General features: G+C 62.8%; 18 protein-coding genes. 7 read left to right on the top strand and 11 right to left on the bottom strand.

The annotated features are described in order from the left end of the window. Window positions 1-5 precede the first annotated feature (5 nt). Both AC3ANQ_RS10775 and AC3ANQ_RS10770 read left to right on the top strand, forming a co-directional pair. The gene (locus AC3ANQ_RS10775; protein WP_488305046.1) at window positions 6-506 is read left to right on the top strand and encodes a GNAT family N-acetyltransferase; all 501 of its coding nucleotides are present in this window, start codon (window positions 6-8) and stop codon (window positions 504-506) included. 4 nt (window positions 507-510) lie between these two features. Continuing rightward, entirely contained in the window at window positions 511-1,848 is a 1,338-nt protein-coding gene (locus tag AC3ANQ_RS10770; protein ID WP_488305304.1) for an alpha/beta fold hydrolase, read from the top strand. 62 nt (window positions 1,849-1,910) lie between these two features. Here the strand turns inward: AC3ANQ_RS10770 and AC3ANQ_RS10765 are convergent, their stop codons facing one another. From AC3ANQ_RS10765 to coaE, 3 genes are all read right to left on the bottom strand, one after another. Then, window positions 1,911-2,945, bottom strand: a complete 1,035-nt coding sequence (locus tag AC3ANQ_RS10765; protein WP_488305045.1) for a TerC family protein — start codon at window positions 2,943-2,945, stop codon at window positions 1,911-1,913. 180 nt (window positions 2,946-3,125) lie between these two features. Further along, window positions 3,126-5,213 (bottom strand): excinuclease ABC subunit UvrB, encoded by a 2,088-nt coding sequence (uvrB, locus tag AC3ANQ_RS10760; protein WP_488305044.1) that lies wholly within the window; start codon window positions 5,211-5,213, stop codon window positions 3,126-3,128. A gap of 44 nt (window positions 5,214-5,257) precedes the next feature. Further along, window positions 5,258-6,478, bottom strand: coding sequence for a dephospho-CoA kinase (gene coaE, locus AC3ANQ_RS10755; protein WP_488305043.1), 1,221 nt, complete (start codon window positions 6,476-6,478; stop codon window positions 5,258-5,260). 22 nt (window positions 6,479-6,500) lie between these two features. Between coaE and AC3ANQ_RS10750 the strand changes: the two genes are divergently transcribed. Then, window positions 6,501-7,190, top strand: coding sequence for an IMPACT family protein (locus AC3ANQ_RS10750; protein ID WP_488305042.1), 690 nt, complete (start codon window positions 6,501-6,503; stop codon window positions 7,188-7,190). A gap of 192 nt (window positions 7,191-7,382) precedes the next feature. Here AC3ANQ_RS10750 and rpsA read toward each other — a convergent pair whose 3' ends face one another. The 4 genes from rpsA to polA form a co-directional block, all read right to left on the bottom strand. Beyond that, entirely contained in the window at window positions 7,383-8,858 is a 1,476-nt protein-coding gene (gene rpsA, locus AC3ANQ_RS10745; RefSeq protein ID WP_265977586.1) for a 30S ribosomal protein S1, read from the bottom strand. 167 nt (window positions 8,859-9,025) lie between these two features. Next, window positions 9,026-9,946: a polysaccharide deacetylase family protein gene (locus tag AC3ANQ_RS10740; protein WP_488305041.1), complete on the bottom strand. Its 921-nt coding sequence runs from the start codon at window positions 9,944-9,946 to the stop codon at window positions 9,026-9,028. A gap of 43 nt (window positions 9,947-9,989) precedes the next feature. Continuing rightward, window positions 9,990-11,306, bottom strand: coding sequence for a GNAT family N-acetyltransferase (locus AC3ANQ_RS10735; RefSeq protein ID WP_488305040.1), 1,317 nt, complete (start codon window positions 11,304-11,306; stop codon window positions 9,990-9,992). A gap of 92 nt (window positions 11,307-11,398) precedes the next feature. Continuing rightward, entirely contained in the window at window positions 11,399-14,041 is a 2,643-nt protein-coding gene (polA, locus tag AC3ANQ_RS10730) for a DNA polymerase I (protein ID WP_488305303.1), read from the bottom strand. 169 nt (window positions 14,042-14,210) lie between these two features. On the opposite strand from polA, the gene AC3ANQ_RS10725 reads away from it, so the two are divergent. Beyond that, window positions 14,211-14,678 (top strand): hotdog fold thioesterase, encoded by a 468-nt coding sequence (locus tag AC3ANQ_RS10725; protein WP_265977589.1) that lies wholly within the window; start codon window positions 14,211-14,213, stop codon window positions 14,676-14,678. Window positions 14,679-14,707: 29 nt separating this feature from the next. Here AC3ANQ_RS10725 and AC3ANQ_RS10720 read toward each other — a convergent pair whose 3' ends face one another. From AC3ANQ_RS10720 to AC3ANQ_RS10705, 4 genes are all read right to left on the bottom strand, one after another. After that, a complete protein-coding gene (locus tag AC3ANQ_RS10720) occupies window positions 14,708-15,259 on the bottom strand; it encodes a dihydrofolate reductase family protein (RefSeq protein WP_488305039.1) in 552 nt (183 codons plus the stop codon). A gap of 189 nt (window positions 15,260-15,448) precedes the next feature. After that, window positions 15,449-15,670 carry a hypothetical protein gene (locus AC3ANQ_RS10715; protein WP_488305038.1) on the bottom strand — a complete coding sequence of 74 codons (222 nt, stop codon included), beginning with the start codon at window positions 15,668-15,670 and terminating at the stop codon, window positions 15,449-15,451. Beyond that, entirely contained in the window at window positions 15,667-16,881 is a 1,215-nt protein-coding gene (locus AC3ANQ_RS10710; RefSeq protein WP_488305037.1) for an inorganic phosphate transporter, read from the bottom strand. Before AC3ANQ_RS10710 ends, AC3ANQ_RS10715 begins: the two co-directional genes overlap by 4 nt. A gap of 168 nt (window positions 16,882-17,049) precedes the next feature. Continuing rightward, window positions 17,050-17,547, bottom strand: a complete 498-nt coding sequence (locus AC3ANQ_RS10705; RefSeq protein WP_268021480.1) for an HAD domain-containing protein — start codon at window positions 17,545-17,547, stop codon at window positions 17,050-17,052. A 131-nt stretch (window positions 17,548-17,678) separates the two neighbouring features. On the opposite strand from AC3ANQ_RS10705, the gene kynA reads away from it, so the two are divergent. The 3 genes from kynA to AC3ANQ_RS10690 all read left to right on the top strand — a co-directional run bounded on the left by kynA (window position 17,679) and on the right by AC3ANQ_RS10690 (window position 20,737). After that, window positions 17,679-18,548, top strand: coding sequence for a tryptophan 2,3-dioxygenase (kynA, locus tag AC3ANQ_RS10700; protein ID WP_488305036.1), 870 nt, complete (start codon window positions 17,679-17,681; stop codon window positions 18,546-18,548). Window positions 18,549-18,611: 63 nt separating this feature from the next. After that, window positions 18,612-19,850, top strand: a complete 1,239-nt coding sequence (gene kynU, locus AC3ANQ_RS10695; protein ID WP_488305035.1) for a kynureninase — start codon at window positions 18,612-18,614, stop codon at window positions 19,848-19,850. Further along, entirely contained in the window at window positions 19,847-20,737 is an 891-nt protein-coding gene (locus tag AC3ANQ_RS10690; protein WP_488305034.1) for a PaaX family transcriptional regulator, read from the top strand. The genes kynU and AC3ANQ_RS10690 overlap by 4 nt, the downstream gene beginning before the upstream one ends. Window positions 20,738-20,760: the final 23 nt, after the last annotated feature.

Genomic DNA, 20,760 nt, shown 5'->3' with positions numbered 1-20,760 from the left:
GAAACATGAGTGTTGTCCGCCCTGCCACCGTGTCCGATGTCCCCGCGATCCTGCAGATGATCCACGAGCTTGCGGTGTACGAAAAAGAGCCCGACGCCGTGAAAAACACACCGGAAATGCTGACCGCTGCAATGTTCGGCGAGAATCCGCGGGTGTATGCGCACATGGCGGAAAACGCAGCCGGGGACGTCCGGGGCTTCGCCTTGTGGTTCCTGAACTACTCCACGTGGGAAGGTGTCCACGGCATCTACCTTGAGGACCTTTACGTCACGCCCGATGCGCGCGGCGAGGGCCACGGCAAGGCGCTCCTGCAGCATCTGGCCGCCACCGCCGTCGAACGCGGTTACGCAAGGGTGGAATGGAGCGTCCTGGACTGGAACGAACCGTCCATTAACTTCTATCGCGGCCTGGGCGCTGTGCCCATGGACGGCTGGTCCACCTTCCGGCTTGCCGGAGAAGCCCTGGGCGCCTTTGGCAGCGATGACAAGGTCTTGACCCGTGACTGAGCGCATGGCTAGGCAAGCGGCACACACCATCCGGGCACGTCACGAATTCCGCGGCGTCCGGACCACCGAGCATTTCTTCAAGTTGCCGCTCGACCACTGGCCTTCCGGGAGCGAAGCTCCCGGCGATGGCGCCGCCGAGACGATCGCCGTCTTCGCCCGGGAGTTCGTCTCCGCCGAGCACTCGGCTGAAGACGCGGCCCGGCTACCGTGGTTGCTCTACCTCCAAGGCGGACCAGGCGGACGCGGAACGCGGACCACGTCCTTGTCCGGCTGGATGAAGGCTGCCGCAAGAAGCTTCCGCATCCTGATGCTCGATCAGCGCGGCACGGGCTTGTCCACGCCAGCGGACCGCAACACGCTGCCGCTCCGAGGCGATGCCGCGGCTCAGGCAGACTACCTGGCGCACTTCCGGGCCGACTCGATTGTGGCCGACGCGGAACTCATCCGGAAAACCTTGGGCTCGGGACCGTGGACCGTTCTTGGCCAGAGCTTCGGCGGTTTCTGCGCACTGACATACCTTTCCTTCGCTCCGGAAGGCCTTCGCGAAGTACTCATCACAGGAGGGCTTGCGCCGTTGGACGGCCCGGCCGAGCGCGTCTACCGGGCCACCTTCCAACGGGTCGCGGAACGGAACGCGCAGTACTTCGCCTGGTATCCGGAGGACCGCGAGGTGGTGACCCGGATCGCGCGGCACCTGGACGCCACGAAAGAGCGGCTGCCTAGTGGAGAACGCCTGACCTCGGAGCGCTTCCAAATGGTGGGATCGTTCTTGGGCGGGAACACCCGCGTGGATGCCCTCCACACCCTCCTGGAGGACGCCTTTGTACCCTCCGCGGATGGCGAGCGGCTCTCTGACGCCTTCCTGGAGCAAGTCCATGGCCTCGTATCCCGGGCATCGAATCCCCTGTACGCGGTCCTGCACGAGGCCATCTACGGCCAAGAGCAAGCCACGGACTGGGCCGCTTGGCGCGTGCTCGCGGAATTCCCGGAGTTCCAGCCCGAGGCCGCGGAGCCGCTCCTGACGGGCGAGATGGTCTACCCCTGGTATTTCGAGCAGGATCCGGCCTTGGTGCCCTTGCAGGACGTGGCTGCCCGTTTGGCCGGTAAACAGGACTGGAAACCTCTCTACGATGTGGCCCGGCTGGCCGCGAACACGGTACCCGTGGCGGCTGCGGTGTATCGCAACGACATCTATGTGGACTTCGAGCTATCCATGGAAACCGCAGCCGCTGTGCGCGGACTGCAGGCCTGGACCACCGGGGACTTCCACCACGATGGTATCGGCGAAGACGGGGAAGGAATCTTCAACCGTCTCCTGGGAATGGTGCGCGGCAAGAGCTGAACCCCGGCCACAGTGGTGACCGGCGTTCAGCTAAGGTCCGCCGCGCACCGCGGCGACGGGCGTTAGTGGCCCGAGACTTTGTGCATGCTCTTGCGGGAATCTTCCTCGAGCCGGGCGTCCAGCTTGGACTTGATGGGGGCCGGGCTCAGGAGGCTCGCGACTACCGCCACCACGATAGTGCCGATGATGACTGCCAGGGACACATATGTTGGGATCTCCGGAGCCCATTCAATATGGTGGCCGCCGTTGATGAAGGGCAGTTCATTGACGTGCATTGCGTGCAGGACCAGCTTGACGCCGATGAACGCAAGGATGACCGACAGTGCGTGCTTGAGGTAGATCAGGCGGTTCATGAGGCCGCCGAGCAGGAAGTACAGCTGGCGCAGGCCCATGAGGGCGAAGATGTTGGCAGTGAAGACGATGAACGCGCTCTGGGTCAACCCGAAGATGGCTGGAATCGAGTCCACTGCGAACAGGAGGTCCGTCATGCCGATGGTCACGAATACGATCAGCATGGGGGTGAAGAGCTTCTTGCCGCCAACCGTGGTGCGCAGCTTGCCGCCGTCGAACTTTTCCGACATCGGGACAACCTTGCGGATGCGGGCAATAAGGGGATTCTCGGAGGTTTCTTCTTCGTCTTCGCCGCCGTCCTTGGCCTGCTTCCAGGCCGTCCACAGCAGGAACGCGCCGAAGATGTAGAAGACCCAGCTGAACTGCTCGATCACCACCGCGCCAAGGGCAATGAAGATGCCACGCAGGACCAGGGCAATGATGATTCCTACCATCAGCACCTCTTGCTGGTACTTACGGGGCACCGAGAAGCGGGCCATGATGATGATGAAGACAAAGAGATTGTCGATGCTCAGGCTGTATTCAGTCACCCAACCGGCGATGAACTGGCTGCCCTGCTCGGGGCCGGCGAAGGCGAACATCGCTCCGGCGAACACCAAAGCGAGGGTGACGTAAAACGCAACCCACAGGCCGGCTTCCTTCATGGAGGGTTCATGCGGACGCTTGACGACCAAAAAGAGGTCTACAAGGAGGATGATTCCGAGAACGACGAATGAGCCGATCTCAAACCAGATGGGGAGTTGCATCAAAAATGCCTTTCGCAGGTACGCCAAAACGGCGTAAGTCTCTCCGACCTGCCTGCGTCTGCGTGCCGGAAGGCAACCAACGCTTGTACGGTGATCCGCTATGCCCGGCGAGGCGTCTATGCCTTGCGTGTTGACGGACGTAGCGCTTGGGATACTCCCCTACGTAGGCTCAACTTTACCCTAGGCGTGTCCGGCAGACTGCATCTGGCGGAGTTCGCGCTTGAGCTCACCGACTTCGTCACGGATCCGTGCAGCGATCTCAAACTGCAGTTCGGCGGCAGCCGCGTGCATTTGCTCGGTCAGCTGTTCGATCAGTCCCACCAGGTCTTCCGCGGGGGCCGCGGCCAGGCCGTCTTGCCGGACCTTCGTGGCGCCCTTGCCCTTTCCGGTCCGGCCGCTCTTGCTGGTCGCCGCAAGAAGCTCACGGGTATCGGCGTCTTCGCGCGCAAGTTGGTCAGTGATGTCAGCGATCTTCTTGCGCAGCGGCTGGGGGTCGACACCGTTGTCGGTGTTGTACTTGACCTGGATTTCGCGGCGGCGGTTGGTTTCCTCGATGGCCTTGGCCATCGAGTCGGTGATCCGGTCGGCGTACATGTGGACCTGGCCCGAGACGTTTCGGGCGGCGCGGCCGATGGTCTGAATCAGCGAAGTGGCAGAACGCAGGAAGCCTTCCTTGTCAGCGTCGAGGATGCTGACAAGTGACACTTCAGGGAGGTCGAGGCCTTCGCGGAGCAGGTTGATGCCCACCAGGACGTCGAAGCTGCCCATGCGGAGTTCGCGGAGCAGTTCAACGCGCCTAAGGGTGTCGACGTCGGAGTGCAGGTATTGAACCTTGACCCCGTGGCCCAGGAGGTAGTCGGTGAGGTCCTCGGCCATGCGCTTGGTCAGCGTGGTGACCAGGACGCGTTCGTCGCGCTCCGCCCGCGCCCGGATCTCACCGAGGAGGTCGTCGATCTGGCCCTTGGTCGGCTTCACGATGATTTCGGGGTCGATCAAGCCGGTGGGGCGAATGATCTGCTGGACGAAACCGTCGGCCTTGCCGAGCTCGTACTTGCCGGGGGTCGCGGAGAGATAGACGGTTTGGCCCACTCGCTCCAGGAATTCATCCCATTTGAGCGGCCTGTTGTCCATGGCTGAAGGAAGCCGGAACCCATGGTCCACGAGGGTGCGCTTGCGCGACATGTCGCCCTCGTACATGGCGCCGATCTGTGGAACTGTCACGTGGGATTCGTCGATGACCAGCAGGAAGTCGTCCGGGAAGTAGTCGATAAGGCAGTGCGGGGCGGTGCCGGAGCCGCGGCCATCGATGTGGCGTGAGTAGTTCTCGATCCCGTTGCAGAAACCCATTTGCTGCATCATCTCGAGGTCGTAGGTGGTGCGCATGCGCAGCCTCTGGGCCTCCACCAGTTTGTTCTGGCCTTCGAGGGCCTTGAGCCGCTCCGCGAGTTCTTCTTCGATGGCGGTGATGGCGCGGGACATGCGCTCAGGGCCCGCGACATAGTGCGAGGCCGGGAAGATGTACATTTCGGTTTCCTCGCGGATGACATCGCCCGTTACCGGATGCAAGGTGTAAATGTTCTCGATCTCGTCGCCGAAGAACTCGATGCGCAGTGCCAGCTCTTCGTACATGGGGATGATTTCCACGGTGTCTCCACGGACCCGGAAAGTGCCGCGGTGGAAGTCCATGTCGTTGCGGGTGTACTGCATTGAGACGAATTTGCGCAGGAGATGGTCCCGGTTCATCTCGGCGCCCTTGGTGAGCGTGACCATCCCGGCGATGTATTCTTCCGGGGTACCGAGGCCGTAGATGCAGGACACGGTAGCCACAACGATGACATCCCTGCGGGTCAGCAGCGCGTTGGTGGCCGAGTGCCGCAGCCGCTCGACTTCCTCATTCACGGAGGAGTCCTTTTCGATGAAGGTATCCGTCTGTGGAACGTAGGCTTCGGGCTGGTAGTAGTCGTAGTACGACACGAAGTACTCCACCGCGTTGTTGGGCAGCAGCTCCCGGAACTCGTTCGCGAGCTGCGCAGCGAGGGTCTTGTTCTGGACCATCACCAAAGTGGGCCTCTGGACCTTTTCGATCAACCAAGCGGTGGTGGCACTCTTGCCCGTACCGGTGGCGCCGAGCAGCACGACGTCTTTTTCGCCATTGTTGATCCGTTCGGTCAGCTCCGCGATGGCAGCTGGCTGGTCACCTGCCGGCTTGAATTCGCTAATGACCTCAAAGGGCGCGACAACACGGTTGATCTCCTGGGCAAGACTCATGAATCCAATGTACCCCCGCCCGCGGACAGGTACTGTCCGCGTTTCTAGCCTCGCGCCACGGAGTACGACGGCGGCTGCCACCCGCTGCTCTCTGCCCATGCATCCATGAGCGGCCAGGCGACCTCGGTAAACCATGGCTCCTTGGCTTCCGCATACGCCAGCGTCCGGCGGTCTCCGGCGTGCACCTCGGCGAGCTCCTGTTTCATGTCCGCATACATCTTCACGGCAACAGGGTTGGCACGGAGCCAATCCCGGAACAACAACGCGTAGCGCCAGCCCGGGCTTCCAAGGACCCGGACATGGACGTTGGCGGCCCGTCCAGGGTCCGCGTTGCAATGGAAGCGTTTTAGCCAAGCCGAGGGATCCAGGTGCGGCGGCTTGGGTGTGTCACGCGCGGAAGCTTCCCGCAACGGGAAACCGGCCGCGCCCAACGCCGGAGCTATCCGATCCGCCACTTCCAGCGAGGCCACGGTGACCTGCAGATCGACGATGTCTTTGGCGGGGAGGCCGGGTACGGCGGTTGAACCGATATGGTCCGCGCCCAGTACTTCCGGAGATGCCTTCCGGATCCTCGCAAGCAGCCGTTCGGCCTGCAGCGGCCAGGTGGGGTCAGGTGCGGACAATACGGGACCGCCTGATCGCGGCGCCGGGCGACCCGCGGCAAGATTACGGGCGAACGGTGCCAAGCGCTCTTGCCACAAAGTGTCCACGAGCGCCGTGACGTCTTCAACGCTTCCCGAGTTTTCCAGCACGATGTCCGCTGCCGCCAGACGTTCATCCCTGCCGGCCTGGGCAGCCATCCGGGACACGGCGTCGTCGACCGTCATGCCACGGATCTCCGTCATGCGCCGGATGCGTTCCTCGTCCGGCGCGTCAACCACCAGCACCAGGTGGAAGTTGCTCCCTTGCCCGGTTTCGACCAGCAGCGGAATATCCTGGATCACGACGTCTCCGCGACTTGCCGTGGCGAGCATCGCACCGGCCCGTTCCCTGACGAGGGGATGGATGATCGCGTTGAGCGCCTCCCGGCGATCCGGCTCGGCGAACACAATCGCCCCGAGGCGCGGACGGTCCAAGCGGCCTTCGGCGTCGACGATGTCTTCACCAAACTCAGCCACGACGTGGGCGAGCCCGGGGGTACCCGGTTCAACCACCTCACGGGCCAGCGCATCGGCGTCGATCAAAACAGCGCCCAACTCCTTGAGCCGGGCAGAGACGAGTGATTTGCCGGAGGCGATCCCGCCGGTAAGTCCAATCTTCAACACCCCTCCACACTAGACTGGGTCGGTGGCAGATCAGGACGAAAGCCGAGCGACGGCGTACACAACGTTGGCGCTCGGTGACGATTTCCGCCACGAACTCGAGATCAAGCGTTCGCGCTTCATCACCGTAATGCGCCGCGCTTCCAACGAAGACGCCGCGCGCGCCTTGGTGGCGGAACTGCGGAAAGAATTCCATGATGCCCGGCACCATTGCTCCGCTTTTGTCCTCGGTCCGGATCGCGTCATCCAGCGTTCCAACGACGACGGCGAACCCTCCGGAACAGCCGGCATACCGATGCTCGAAGCACTCATCAAACGGGAAACATTGCCCGGGGTGACCGACCTCAGCGACGTCAGTGCCGTCGTCGTGCGCTATTTCGGCGGGATCCTCCTGGGCGCCGGGGGGCTAGTCCGCGCTTACTCCGAATCAGTCTCGGCTGCGCTGGACTCCGCTCCGCTGGTTCAGCGACGCCGCCTGCGGATTTGCGCCGTGGCTGTGGCCCACCACACTGCCGGAAGGTTGGAGAACGATCTGCGCTCGGCCGGCTACGTCATGACTGAAACAAGCTACGAGCCCACGGAGACCGTCCTGCGCTTGGCGCTGCCTGACGATCCAAAGGCAATCGCCGACGCCGGCGAACGGCTTGCCGCCCTGACCGGCGGCGCTTCTGGGCTCCAATTACTGGGAACGGAATGGGTCGACGTCCCGGGTTAAGCTCGCAACTACGGGGACATGCCCTCCCCTGATCGCAACCACTGGACATAGTGGGTATATGTCCGGTCCTTGATGCGAAAGCGGGGCATGTCCCGTGGGAGCAAAACAGTATTAAAGAAAGCGGCTCCTGCGATTCGTACTGAATCGCAGGAGCCGCTTTCATTCCGGCCCGGAAATCCGGACCAGTGGCAATTAGTTGCCGGTCAGCTTCTCGCGCAGAGCGGCGAGGGCCTCGTCGGATGCCAGGGTGCCCGCGGTGGACTCGGTGGCAGCCGGCTCGGAGGAGTAGCTGGTGGTACCGGAGTCGCTCTCGCCGGAAACGGCAGCAGCGGCGTCGTCAGCCGCGTGCTGGGAAACCTGCTTCTTGTGAGCTTCCCAACGTGCCTGGGCGTCAGCGTACTGCTGCTCCCAAGCGGCGCGCTGCGTCTCGTAGCCCTCGAGCCATTCGTTCGACTCGGGGTCGAAGCCCTCAGGGTACTTGTAGTTGCCTTCTTCGTCGTACTCAGCGGCCATGCCGTACAGAGCCGGGTCGAACTCGGTGCTGTCTGCGTCAACGCCCTCGTTAGCCTGCTTGAGGGAGAGGGAGATGCGGCGGCGCTCGAGGTCGATGTCGATGACCTTGACGAAGAGCTCGTCGCCAACGGAGACGACCTGCTCGGCAAGCTCAACGTGGCGGACAGCCAGCTCGGAGATGTGAACCAGACCCTCGATGCCGTCCTCAACGCGGACGAAGGCACCGAACGGAACCAGCTTGGTGACCTTACCCGGAACAACCTGGCCGAGGGCGTGGGTGCGGGCGAAGGTCTGCCATGGGTCTTCCTGCGTTGCCTTGAGGGACAGGGACACGCGCTCGCGGTCCAGATCCACTTCGAGAACCTCGACGGTGACTTCCTGGCCAACCTCGACAACCTCGGACGGGTGGTCGATGTGCTTCCAAGACAGCTCGGAAACGTGAACCAGGCCGTCTACGCCGCCCAGGTCCACGAATGCACCGAAGTTGACGATGGAGGAAACGACGCCGGGACGGACCTGGCCCTTTTCCAGCTTGTTGAGGAACGTGGAGCGGACCTCGGACTGGGTCTGCTCGAGCCACGCACGGCGGGAAAGAACGACATTGTTGCGGTTCTTGTCCAGCTCGATGATCTTGGCTTCGATCTGCTGACCGATGTACGGAGCGAGGTCGCGGACGCGGCGCATCTCGACGAGGGATGCGGGGAGGAAGCCACGCAGACCGATGTCGAGGATAAGACCACCCTTGACAACCTCGATGACGGTACCGGTGACAACACCGTCTTCTTCCTTGACCTTTTCGATGTCGCCCCAGGCGCGCTCGTACTGAGCACGCTTCTTGGAGAGGATCAGACGGCCTTCTTTGTCTTCCTTGGTGAGCACAAGGGCTTCGACCTGATCGCCAACGGAGACGACGTCCCCGGGGTCAACGTCGTGCTTGATGGAAAGCTCGCGGGAAGGGATGACACCTTCGGTCTTGTAACCGATGTCGAGCAGAACTTCGTCGCGGTCGACCTTGACGACGATACCTTCGACGAGGTCTCCGTCGTTGAAGTACTTGATGGTGGCGTCGACAGCTGCGAGGAAGTCCTCAGCGGTACCAATGTCGTTGATCGCGACTACGGGGGTACCGGGCTTCTCGGTGGAGGTGATGGTCATGTAGTAGGGGCTCCGTTGTGGATAGAGTATCGGTCAGGCAAACCGCCCGCTTTCCGTTCCCGGTCTGCAGGACACGGCAAAACGCCGGGTCATCCTGAATTGTGGATTATAAATTTTCGCGCACGTAGTACGCGCCCGTTTATTCTAGTCGTTCGCCGCAAGGAGGGTCAAAGCGGCAGCGTGTCACCAAGCCGCGCGAACGTCACGCCGCGGTCCAGCAAACGGGGCAAAGCACGTTCATAGCCTTCCGCGGTGCCGCCGGCAGGCTGGTTGAAGTGCGAAATCACAACCTGCCCCGCGCCGATCTTGCCAACCTCCGCCGCCACAGTGGGGGCAGGGAATGTCGCACCGCCGTCGCCGTTCACCGTGAAGTTCACGGGAACCAGTCCGAGGGCGTGGGTGATCGCCGCGGCAACTTCGTCGAAGTAGGCCGTCCCCGGCCGGAAAAAGCGCGGCGCTTTTCCCAAAAGCTGCTCCATGACTTCCTGGTTGCCCATGATTTCGTCGTACACCTCGCCCACGTTGGACGTGCCCGCGATGCCGTAGGCGGAACGCCCGCTGACAGAAAGCGGTTGGTGGCGGAACCCGTGGTTGCCCAGCTCGAACAAAGGATCGGCCGCGAGTTCAGCGGCCAGTCCGGGGTTGGCCTTGATCCATCGACCGTTGACGAACAGGGTGGCGGGAATGTTGAGCTTCCGCAGCGCCTTCAGCAAGCGTTGATCGCAGTCTGTTCCCCGGGGTCCGCCGCAGGCGTCAAAAGTCAAAACCGCATGAGTTGACGCCGTCTTCGTGACTACGCCAGCGACGCCGAGCCCCCATTCAACGGGCTTGCGTCCTGAGAATTCTGCAACGATCTGTGCCTTCGACGGCGGTGCCGGCCGCGTTTCGGGCACAACCGCGTGGGGGCCGGCCACCTCCACGTCCGGCGTTGAAACCGGAGCCGGACGGGGGGCAGTGGTGGCGTCGGGCTGTTGAGCGCATGCGCTCAGGCCGGCCGCGGCTAGTCCGGCGGCAGCCAGCAACAATGACCGCCTGCCGGGCAGCGCTGATTGGCCGGTGGAGTCGCCACCGGGATGGAATTCCCCCATGGAATCCTTCTTCTGTCGTAGATCCTGCGGGTGAGATTCTTGCCTAGAAATGCGTCAGGCAGTGGGCGGGGCGTTCGACGGCGAACATCTGCTGGGCAGCCAATGTTGCGCCCGGCGTGTGCTCGCGGATCCGGCCTGCCGAAGCCAAGGTTACCGGACTGACGGCACCCAAATAGACGGACCCCAGATCCGTGACGTCCATGCTCAAGTCCGGGCTCGAATCCTGACCCCCGCCGCGGGCGTCGCTGACTGAGACCACACCGCCGTCGGACGCCAATTCCCACGTGCCGTCCGCAAAACCGAGCTCGTCCCGGATCTCCAGCACCAACCGGCCATCGGCGCCATAGCGGCGAGCCGACAAGGCCGCAGGAGCATCCAGGACGCGTAACCACAACATGTCCCGATAGTCGGACGACGTGATGCAGCGACCGTCCACGAGCGCCCATGCCAGGGGGTCTTCAACGGGAGCTTCAGGCCAGGAGACCTGCTCGACCAGGTCAATGCTGCCCAGGAATTGCCACAGCTCCAAGTACCCGGAGTCTGTTACGGCAACGAGGTCCACGATTGACATGGTGTATGGCTTGGTGTCCCAGCCCGCGAACTTGTAGGAGACGTAGCCGTCAATGGTGCCGTCCGGTCCATAGTGGAGGGCACACTTGATGGCTTTATCCTCCGTGCCATCGCGTTTCATGGCTCCGGAAATGTGATGGCGATAGGCGTCCTGCCGCACAATGGACCCAGGCGTCCCCTGGTGAACGCGCTCGAAAACCTCGGGAGCGAGTTCAAGAAGGACCCGGGGGTCCGCGATTTCCACCCGGCCAACGGGTTCGTGGCGGATGCGGAATTTCGGACCGGTGTCCACCTTGATGCTCCGCTCAAAGGTTGCGACGCCAAACCCGAAACGGCCGTAGATGGATGCCTCGGAAGCCGTCAGGGCCGCCATGGCGAAGCCATCATCCTTGGCCGCGGCGAGATCGGCGGTCATCATCCCCCGCAAGAGGCCGTGACGCCGATGCGTTCCGCGGACGCTGACAGCGGTGATCTGGCGCGTCCGCAGTTCCTGCCCAAAGCCAATATTCAGCTTGTTTTCCAGCGTCCCGAACGTTGCCACCGGAAAGCCCGGGTTGAGGGCATGCAACGGGGGTTCATCGTTGACGTAGACGCCCGTCAGTTCACGATTGTCCGCTTGGTACATCGCGAGGATCTTGTCTATGACCTCATCGCTTTGCTGCTCGTCGTGGAATCCAAAACTGACGGCCCGGAGCCAATCGCGTGCCTGTGCGTAGTCCGGGTTCTCCTTGCCTACGGAACGAAAGCGCTTGACGTTGTATTTTTCGTTTGTTTCCTTGGGATCAGCCACGTCCCGAGCCTATCCAGACAGCACCGGGCACGCCACCGTGAGCGGCGGCGTGCCCCGTGCAAGCCCTCAAAAACCGTGGACCGTTCCCCCGGCTAGTGCCCGGCGTCGTACCAGCTGGAGCCGACGCCGACCTGAACGTCCAGCGGGACCGTGAGCTGGGCTGCCGAACCCATTTGTTCCGTCACGAGCTTCTCGACCGCTTCGCGTTCGCCGTAGGCCACCTCGAGGACGAGTTCGTCATGGACCTGCAGAAGCATCCGGGACTTTAGCCCCTGGCTGGTCAACTCGGCTGAAACTCCGAGCATGGCGCGCTTCATGAGGTCCGCCGCCGAACCCTGGATCGGCGAGTTCAGCGCAATGCGTTCGGCGATCTCGCGGTGCTGGCGATCCGTGCTGGTCAGGTCCGGAAGATAGCGGCGGCGGCCTTCGATCGTGGAGGTATAGCCATCGATCCTGGCCTGCTCCACTACGCCACGAAGGTAGTCCCGCACTGCGCCGAAGCGGTCGAAGTAGTCCTTCATGAGGGTCCTGGCTTCGTCCACGGAGATCTCAAGTTGCTTGGACAGGCCGAACGAGGTCAGCCCGTAGGCCAAGCCGTAGGACATGGCCTTGACCTTGGAACGCATGGCACTGGTGACGTCTTCCGGTGCCACGTTGAAGATGTGCGAGCCCACATAGCGGTGCAGGTCCTCGCCTTCCTTGTAGGCCTGGATGAGCCCCTCGTCGCCGGACAGGTGCGCCATGATACGCATTTCGATCTGTGAGTAGTCGGCCGACAACAGGCATTCGTAGCCCTCGCTGACGACGAAGATTCCGCGGACGCGCCTGCCTTCCTCACTGCGCACGGGGATGTTCTGCAGATTAGGGTTGTTCGAGGAGATGCGTCCCGTGGCCGCGACGTTTTGCGCGTAGGTCGTGTGGATACGGCCGTCTTCCGCCACCGATTTCTTGAGCGTCTCCAGCATCTGGGCCAGTTTGGAGGATTCCCGGTGGGCCATCAGTTGCACAAGGAACTCGTGGCCGGTCTTCTCCAGGAGCGCCTTCAATGAGGCGGCGTCCGTGGTGTAGCCAGACTTGATCTTCTTGGTCTTGGGCAAGCCAAGTTCTTCGAAGAGGACGGTCTGAAGCTGCTTCGGCGAGCCGAGGTTGACCTCGTGGCCGATAGCGGCAAACGCCTGCTCCTGGGCATTGTCGATCACTTTGGCGAGGTCGGCGAGCTGTTCGTTCAGACGGTCCATCGAGATGGAAATGCCTGAGAGTTCCATCTGGGCCAGCACCCGTGCGACCGGCAGCTCAAGCGTGGTCAGGAGCGCTTCAGCCTTGCGCTCGGCCAACTCGCCTTCGAAGTGCTTGCTCAGCGTGTGCACGACGGCGGCCTGCTGGACGAGCGCGGTGGCTGCGGCCCCATCCGGTCCGTCACCGAGTTCGAGTTCCAACTGGCCTGTCCGTGCCGCGGCCGTGGTGAGCGTGATTTTCAGGTGGTGCTGGGCGAGCTCGGAGAGTTCGTAGCTGCGGCGGTCCGGCTGGATCAGGTAACCCGAGATGGCGGTGTCATCCACTACGCCCTCCAGGCCCAATCCGCGGTTGTGCAGGGCCTCGAGCGCGTCCTTGAACTCGTGCATGACCTTGGCTTCTTCGGGGTCGCGAAGCCACTTGGCCAGGACAGTCTCAGCCGCGGCATCCAGCGACGGAAGGTCGATGTAGGCAGCGCCGTTGGCGCGCACGATGGCGAGGGCATCGGCGTCATCACCAATCCGTCCGGGGACCAACTGCACGGCGACGGCGGCACGGCTCCCCGCACCGGCAGCGAAGAACTCCTCCAGGGCGGCAGCGTCACCCAGGACTTTGTAGGCAGGGGCGTCGATGGTTTCCGGCGCAGCTCCGGCCGTGTCGTCTCCATAGAGCGCGAACAGCCGGGTACGGAGGGTCCTGAATTCAAGGGTGTCGAACAGCGTCTCGACCTCTTGGCGGTTGGGACGCGGCTCCTCGAGGTCGGCGAGCGTCACAGGGAGCTGGAGATCGCTCAGGAGTTGGTTGAGGCGGCGGTTGCGCTTGACGGCGTCGATGTTTTCCCGCAAGGCTCCCCCCACCTTGCCGCCGATCGAATCCAAATTCTCGAGGATCCCGTCCAGGCCGCCATAAAGGTTGATCCATTTGGCAGCGGTCTTGGGGCCCACACCGGGTACGCCCGCGAGGTTGTCGGCAGACTCCCCCACCAGCGCGGCAAGATCTGAGTAGCGGGAAGGCGGAACGAAGTACTTCTCTTCGATCGCCGCCGCGTCCATGCGAGGAATGTTGGATACGCCCTGTTTCGGGTAGAGGACGAATACATTGTCCGTGATGAGCTGGAACGCGTCGCGGTCTCCCGACACAAGGAGGACTTCGAAGCCGGCGGCGTCGCCCTGGGCCGCAAGTGTGGCGAGGATGTCGTCTGCCTCATAGCCCGGCATCTTGATGGTTTTGATGCCCCAGGCCTCCATGACCTGGTCAATGAGATCGATTTGCCCGCGGAATTCCGGCGGGGTTTCGTTGCGGCCACCCTTGTATTCGCTGTACTCAGCCTTGCGGAACGTGGTGTCGTCGGAGACATCGAAGGCAACTGCCACGTGGGTGGGCTTTTGGTCCTTGATGAGGTTGATCAGCATCGAGGTGAAGCCATGTACGGCGTTGGTGTGCTGGCCCGAGGAGGTGGCGAAGTTCTCTGCCGGCAAAGCATAGAACGCCCGGAATGCCATGGAGTGCCCATCCAGGACCAAAAGCCGGGGACGTCCACCCGCCACCGTGCCGGCAGGGGTTGCTGAAGGGTCTGGTGCCGTTGCGGTGACAGTAGCCACAGGCGCTGACGTTTCGGTTGGAACTGAGTCCGGTTTGGTTGTTTCGCTCACAGGTGCCAGCCTAGTTGCCATGATGGACAATTTCACGCCGGGCCGGTTCACCGACGAACTCAATGCAGCTGGCGTTCCGCAGGAGCTGCATGGTTGGCTTTCGCGCTATGGCGTGGGATCGCTGGTGACAAAGATGGGCATCAAGTTCCTCGAACTCGGCCCCGAACGGACCGTCGCCACCATGCCGGTGGAAGGGAACACCCAAGTTGCCGGCATCCTCCATGGCGGAGCCCACGTAGTTCTTGCCGAGACTCTGGGCTCCTTCTCGGCGGCCTTGCACGCGGGAGCCGGACGCCATGTTGTGGGAATCGAGGTGGGTGCAACCCATCACCGCTCAGTAGCAAGCGGCCTGGTCACCGGCACATGCACGGCCATCCACCTTGGCGGCACGCTCGCCACACACGAAATTGTCATGACTGACGAACACGGGCGCCGGCTCTCAACGGCCCGGATCACCAACATGATCCGGGACAACAGGCCCCACTGACACGTCGCGCCCCGCATCGACCCGCCGGATCACTGTGACCGCGCGGGGAACCGGTAACGCAGCTCCACTGCCGCTCCACCAAGGGGGCGGGACGAGACCAGCTCAAGCGGCGCCGTCGCGCTCTCCACGGGAAGCAAGCGCTTGCCGGAGCCCAAAGCGACCGGGATAAGCGTGACAATGATCTCGTCCAACAATCCCTCCTTGGCAAATTGGGCAACCAGGTTTCCGCCGCCAACCAGCCACACGTTCTTGTCGCCGGCGTCCGCAAGCAGGTCCGGAGCGAACTCCTGGACCTCACCACGCACGAACGTGACGTCCGCACCGGCCGGCGCGGCATATTCGCGGTGGGTGAAGATCCAGCATGGGATACCCGGGTAAGGCCATTTCCCGGGTTCGTGTTCCATGAGCCAGCGATACGTCTGGCCACCCATCACAATGCAGCCGATGCCGGCCATGAAGTCTTCGTAGCTTTCGGTGACGCCCTCGGCCTCTTCGAACTGGAGCAGCCAGCCGAGATCGTCTTCATTGGTGGCAATGAACCCGTCAAGAGAGGATGCCACGTAATACTGGAAATCCGACATGGCCTTACCCTACTCATTCGGCCGATGGGTTCCCATACTCCACGCGGTCCCGGCGGTTTCCTCGTGGACATTGGGGGCGGTAACGGCCAGCCGTTCCTTACTGTAGACGACGGCGGTGGGCAGGAGTTGGGAGCGTTCCGGGTAGTCGGAAGGACTTGACTGCCAGATGTTGCGTTCCCGAGGGCGAGGCTATTTGGTGAAATACGGGACGATCAGATAGATCCCGAAAAGCACGGCGATTCCGCAGGACACGAAACACAGATAAGCAAGGGACCGAACGACTGCCGGCGATTTCTGCCGGGCGTCGCCCGCGATCGCCGTGAGTCGAACGCCGAGCGAATACAGCACTACCAAGAGCACGGCCGCAACCAGGGTTGCCCCGGCTACCTGAACCAGATCCAACCACTTCATGCCTGGATGTCCTCACTCAAGTTCTTGTCCGGAGTCTGTTTATTGGCATTCTTCTTGCGGAAGCGGACTGCTGTGCCGGCTTCCTCGACTTCGACGGCGTTGTGGTGGCCCACGTGCGACTTCCTTGAGTAAATGAACATATAGACGACGACGGCGGTGCCCACACCTGCCGCGATGACCACGCCGACGGTGCCGATGCCGACAAGCAATGCCGTCAGGGCGCCCACGATGGCAGCGGCCGGGAGGGTGAAGAGCCAGCCGGTGGCGATACGCCCCACGGTTCCCCAACGCACTGTTGTGCCTTTACGTCCGAGCCCCGAGCCGATGACCGAGCCGGAAGCAACCTGGGTGGTCGATAGCGCGAAACCCAGATGGGAGGAAGCGAGAATGGCCGAAGCAGTACTTGCTTCCGCAGCGAAGCCCTGGGCGGGTTTGACTTCGGTGAGGCCGGACCCCATGGTCCGGATGATGCGCCACCCTCCGGCGTAGGTTCCGACGGCGATGGCAAGCGCGCAGGCCCCGATGACCCAGAGCTGCGGACCGCTGCCGGCCCGCTGGGTTCCGGCGGCAATGAGAACCAGGGTGATGATGCCCATGGTCTTCTGCGCGTCGTTGGTGCCGTGGGCCAGCGCGACCAGGCTGGAGGTGAAGATCTGTCCGGTACGGAATCCACCGCGCTTCTGGGTCAGCTTGTCACCGGTTTCGGGGTCGTGCCGGGATGTCAGGGCGTAGGCGAGCCTGGTGCAAAGATAGGCCACGGCACCGGCAAGCAGGGGCGAGAAGATGGCCGGAAGAATGACCTTTTGCAGCACGGTATCGAAATTGACCGCGTGAAATCCGATTCCAACGATGGCCGCCCCGATGAGCCCACCGAAGAGCGCATGGGAAGAGCTTGAAGGCAGCCCCTTGAGCCATGTGAACATGTTCCACAGAATGGCCCCCATCAGCCCGGCGAAAATGATCTCCGGCGTGATGTGGATGCCGTCCGTGCCCTCGCGGATGAGGCCTCCGGAAATGGTCTTCGCCACTTCGGTCGACAGGAACGCGCCCACGAGGTTAAGCACAGCGGCAAGGGCAACCGCCGTCTTGGGCTTGATAGCGCCGGTAGCGATCGGGGTGGCCATTGCGTTCGCAGTGTCGTGGAACCCGTTGGTGAAGTCAAAAAATAAGGCCAGCGCTATGACAAGCGCGACCATGAAGGTGATTTCCACCTGGTGCCCAATCTGCAGAGTCGACGATGCGCAGTTCCACTTCCCCGGGCCTGCCGTGCAGAGCACTGTTCAGCGACCGTTCATCTGACTGCACTGGCGGAATTAACTATGGCGGGCGTGAAACCTTAAGAATCTTACGTGCCATTGTCTGCTTGGCCAAACATCGATTCAGCCGAGGAATCGCCGAACAGCCTCGATATCGCTCCGTGACAGGCCGCGCCGCGGATCCGGTGAGATCCAAAGCACACGGTCACCAAGGAATTCCGCCCAGGAGCGGGCAGCAGCCTCATGGGCCAACTGATCATCCATCCACACGAAGCGTTCCGCTCCGGACTCTTGGACGTCCTTTTGTAGAACGTCCAGCTTCCACCAATCGGCAGTCTGGTCCCAGCCGTCACTGGTCAAGACGGGCCAACGTTCACCGTGGAGTCCGATTGCCGGGCACAGGAACTCCGGGGCGAGCCGCTGCCACGTTGTCAGCCAGACAAACCTCGCTGCGGGGTGTGCGGCCAGGGCATTGAGCTCGTCAACCAGCTCGGCGGCGTAAACGACGTCCAGTATTCCGGCGTCGGCGATTTTCCACTCAGTACCCCAATCGGTGAAGCCCATGGGACCAAAGGGGTTCACGACGCCGTCGACGTCCAGATACAGCGTAACGATGCTCACTGGCCCCCTCCCGGACTTGGCAATAAGCCCAGCGTAAGACACAAGAGCGCCGACTGCGCGGGCCCGGTCAATGGAGGTTCCGAGAAAATTCACTATCTTGACGTCCGTCACAGAACTGATACGCTCGAGGCATGGAAAACCGCACCGGCCACTCCGCCCAAAGCATCAGGCCCATCGAGGATTCGGTCCGCACCGACTTCAGCCAGGCCATGTCCTACGGCGGGTATCTGGACCTTGACCGCCTCCTGACTGCCCAGCACCCGTTGAGTACACCGGAACACCATGACGAATTGCTGTTCATCATCCAGCACCAAACCAGCGAACTGTGGCTCAAGCTCGTCTTGCATGAACTCCTTGAGGCCCGCCGGCTCCTTGATGCGGACAACCTTGCCAAGGCCCTCAAATGCATCGCACGCGTCAAGGCGGTACAGCGAACCATGACCGAGCAGTGGTCGGTCCTGGGTACGCTGACTCCGCGTGAGTACTCCCAATTCCGTCGCTTCCTGGGCAGTTCCTCGGGCTTCCAGTCCCACCAGTACCGCGGCGTTGAGTTCATCCTGGGCAACAAGAACCGCGACATGCTCCGGGTTTTCGAAAGCGATCCGGCAGCTCACAACCAGCTCACCGCGCTCCTCGAACAGCCGACTCTCTACGATGCCTTCCTCGCGGTACTGGCGCGGGCCGGCTACGCCGTCCCCGCCGAAATCCTGGAACGTGACAAGAGCCAGCCGTGGACGTTCCAAAAGGACCTTGTCCCGGTATTCCAGGAGATCTACGAATCCGAAGCCACGCCATGGGGCTTCTACGAGGCGTGCGAAGATCTCGTAGACATCGAGGACAATTTCCACGTTTGGCGCTTCCGCCACTTGCGCACGGTGCAACGAACCATCGGCTTCAAGGTGGGTACAGGCGGCTCCTCAGGGGTCGACTTCCTCAAGCGGGCACTCGACCTGACATTTTTCCCGGAGCTTTACGCCGTACGCACCGAGATCGGCAACTGAGCCCCAAACAAGACATCAAGCAACACGTCCAGCAACCGCAACAGAAACTTCTTCAGGAGAGACATGAACAGCGTGCAGCAAACCCAACGGCCGACGTCGGGCGAACTCGACGCCGCCGATCCCCTCGCCGAACAGCGTGAGGCCTTTTACGCCCCCGAGGAGGGGCAACTCGCCGCCTATCTCGACGGGAACTCGCTCGGGCGCCCGCTCAAGGCCACGTCGGCGAAACTGGCTTCATTCGTCCAAGATGCATGGGGCAGCCGCCTTATCCGGGGTTGGGACGAACAGTGGATGGACGAGCCCACGCGGGTCGGCGACCGGATAGGCGCCGTCACGCTGGGCGCGGCAGCCGGCCAGGTCACCGTGGGCGATTCCACCTCCGTCATGCTGTACAAGCTCATCCGTGCCGCGGTGGACGCCCAGCCGGGCCGCGATGAGATCGTGGTTGATCGCGACAACTTCCCCACCGACCGTTTCATCATCGAGGGCATCGCGGCGGAAAAGGGCGCCACCATCAAGTGGGTTGCCTCCAACCCGGCCAGCGGCGTCCGGACCACAGACCTTGAGGGACTGCTCAGCGAGCGGACCGCCGTCGTCGTCCTCAGCCACGTGGCTTACCGTTCCGGCTTCCTTGCGGATGCCCAGGCGATCACCACGTTGGTCAAGGCCGCCGGTGCGCTCATGCTTTGGGACCTGTGCCACTCAGTAGGCTCGGTGCCCCTCGAACTGGACGCGTGGGGTGTCGATCTTGCAGTGGGTTGCACGTACAAGTACCTCAACGGCGGCCCGGGCTCCCCCGCGTTCGCGTATGTCAACGCGGCGCAGCAAGACCGCTTGCAGCAGCCCATTTGGGGCTGGATGGGCGCCGACAACCCCTTCGGCATGACGGAAAGCTACACGCCCGCCAAGGGAATCCGCCGCTTCATCACCGGCACTCCTCCCGTTCTCGCCATGCAGCCGCTCAAGGACATGGTGGAGCTCATTGCGTCCGTCGGGATGGACGCTGTGCGGGAGAAGTCCATCAAGCTCACCGAATACGCCGTTGCCCTGGCAGAGGAAATGTTGGTCCCGCTGGGCGCCGAGATCGTCAGCCCGCGCAACACCGCAGAACGTGGCTCGCACATCACGGTGGACCATCCCCTCTTCGGCGAAGTCACCCAGAAACTCTGGGAGCAGGGAGTCATCCCCGACTTCCGCCCGCCGCACGGACTGCGGATCGGCCTCTCGCCGCTCAGCACCAGCTATGCCGAGGTTGAGCTGGGCGTGACCGCCATCCGGGACGTCCTCGCCGAACTCTTGTGAGTGCTGTCCTTGACGACATGGACTCCCGGCCCGGGAGTACCACGTCGTTGCTGCGCACGGTCATCGGCCTATACCTGCGCGATGCCGGCGGATGGATGTCCACCAGGCACATCATCGCCCTCATGGAAGCCCTCGGGGTCTCCGCGGCTGTGACCCGGACGGCCTTGTCACGGTTGAAAAAGAAGGAAATCGTCCTTCCCCGGCCGCGTCAGGGTGTTCCCGGCTTCGCCCTCACCGGCGGCGCCGCGGCCATGCTTGCCCGCGGCGACCGGCGGATCTACAATCCCCGGCTGATGTCGTCCAGGGACCGTTGGTGCCTCGTGTCCTTTTCCATCCCGGAGACCGAACGGGAAAAGCGGCACCAATTGCGGCGAAGGCTCCACTGGATTGGCTGCGGCACGGTGGCAGCGGGGCTGTGGATCTGCCCGGATTCCCTGCGCGATGAGGTGGAGGAGATCCTGGAGGACCTCGAGTTGCGGCGCATGGCCACCGTTTTCGTCACGGATGCGCCCTTGGTTGGCGGCAGCCTCCGAGATGCCGCGTCCGCTTGGTGGGATCTCGACGCAGTTGCGGAACTGCATCGCGACTTCATCCGGCATCATGGTTCCGCGGCCGACGGCGGCAGTTCGAGCGGCTCTTCCGACGGCGGCTCGGGTGATGCTCACCAGCTGATGGGAGCGTCTCCCGAGGCCTCGGCTGAAACCTTCGCCAGCTATGTCAGATGCATAGACCGCTGGCGGATCATTCCGTATCTGGACCCGGGGCTGCCGGCTGAATTCTTGCCCGAGGATTGGCCCGGCATGGCGGGAATCGCCTTGTTCGAGCGCCTCGGGGCCGCCTATTCCCGGCCGAGCGCCGACTTCGTACGAAGGACGCTGGCTTCCTAGGAGGCTGGAACCCGTGATCACCC

The sequence above is a fragment of the Arthrobacter sp. DMZ02-1R genome, assembly GCF_057747935.1.
The sequence above is the reverse complement of the archived record's forward strand: the minus strand, read 5'-3'. Positions and strand labels throughout refer to the sequence as shown.

Coding starts and splice junctions, on each gene's coding strand:
- rpsA (WP_265977586.1), bottom strand. CDS start 8,858: ATGACCATCACCTCCACCGAGAAGCCCGGTACCCCCGTAGTCGCGATC.
- kynA (WP_488305036.1), top strand. CDS start 17,679: ATGGAAAACCGCACCGGCCACTCCGCCCAAAGCATCAGGCCCATCGAG.
- AC3ANQ_RS10765 (WP_488305045.1), bottom strand. CDS start 2,945: ATGCAACTCCCCATCTGGTTTGAGATCGGCTCATTCGTCGTTCTCGGA.
- AC3ANQ_RS10770 (WP_488305304.1), top strand. CDS start 511: ATGGCTAGGCAAGCGGCACACACCATCCGGGCACGTCACGAATTCCGC.
- AC3ANQ_RS10775 (WP_488305046.1), top strand. CDS start 6: ATGAGTGTTGTCCGCCCTGCCACCGTGTCCGATGTCCCCGCGATCCTG.
- AC3ANQ_RS10725 (WP_265977589.1), top strand. CDS start 14,211: ATGATGGACAATTTCACGCCGGGCCGGTTCACCGACGAACTCAATGCA.
- AC3ANQ_RS10715 (WP_488305038.1), bottom strand. CDS start 15,670: ATGAAGTGGTTGGATCTGGTTCAGGTAGCCGGGGCAACCCTGGTTGCG.
- polA (WP_488305303.1), bottom strand. CDS start 14,041: ATGGCATTCCGGGCGTTCTATGCTTTGCCGGCAGAGAACTTCGCCACC.
- AC3ANQ_RS10740 (WP_488305041.1), bottom strand. CDS start 9,946: ATGGGGGAATTCCATCCCGGTGGCGACTCCACCGGCCAATCAGCGCTG.
- AC3ANQ_RS10720 (WP_488305039.1), bottom strand. CDS start 15,259: ATGTCGGATTTCCAGTATTACGTGGCATCCTCTCTTGACGGGTTCATT.
- uvrB (WP_488305044.1), bottom strand. CDS start 5,213: ATGAGTCTTGCCCAGGAGATCAACCGTGTTGTCGCGCCCTTTGAGGTC.
- kynU (WP_488305035.1), top strand. CDS start 18,612: ATGAACAGCGTGCAGCAAACCCAACGGCCGACGTCGGGCGAACTCGAC.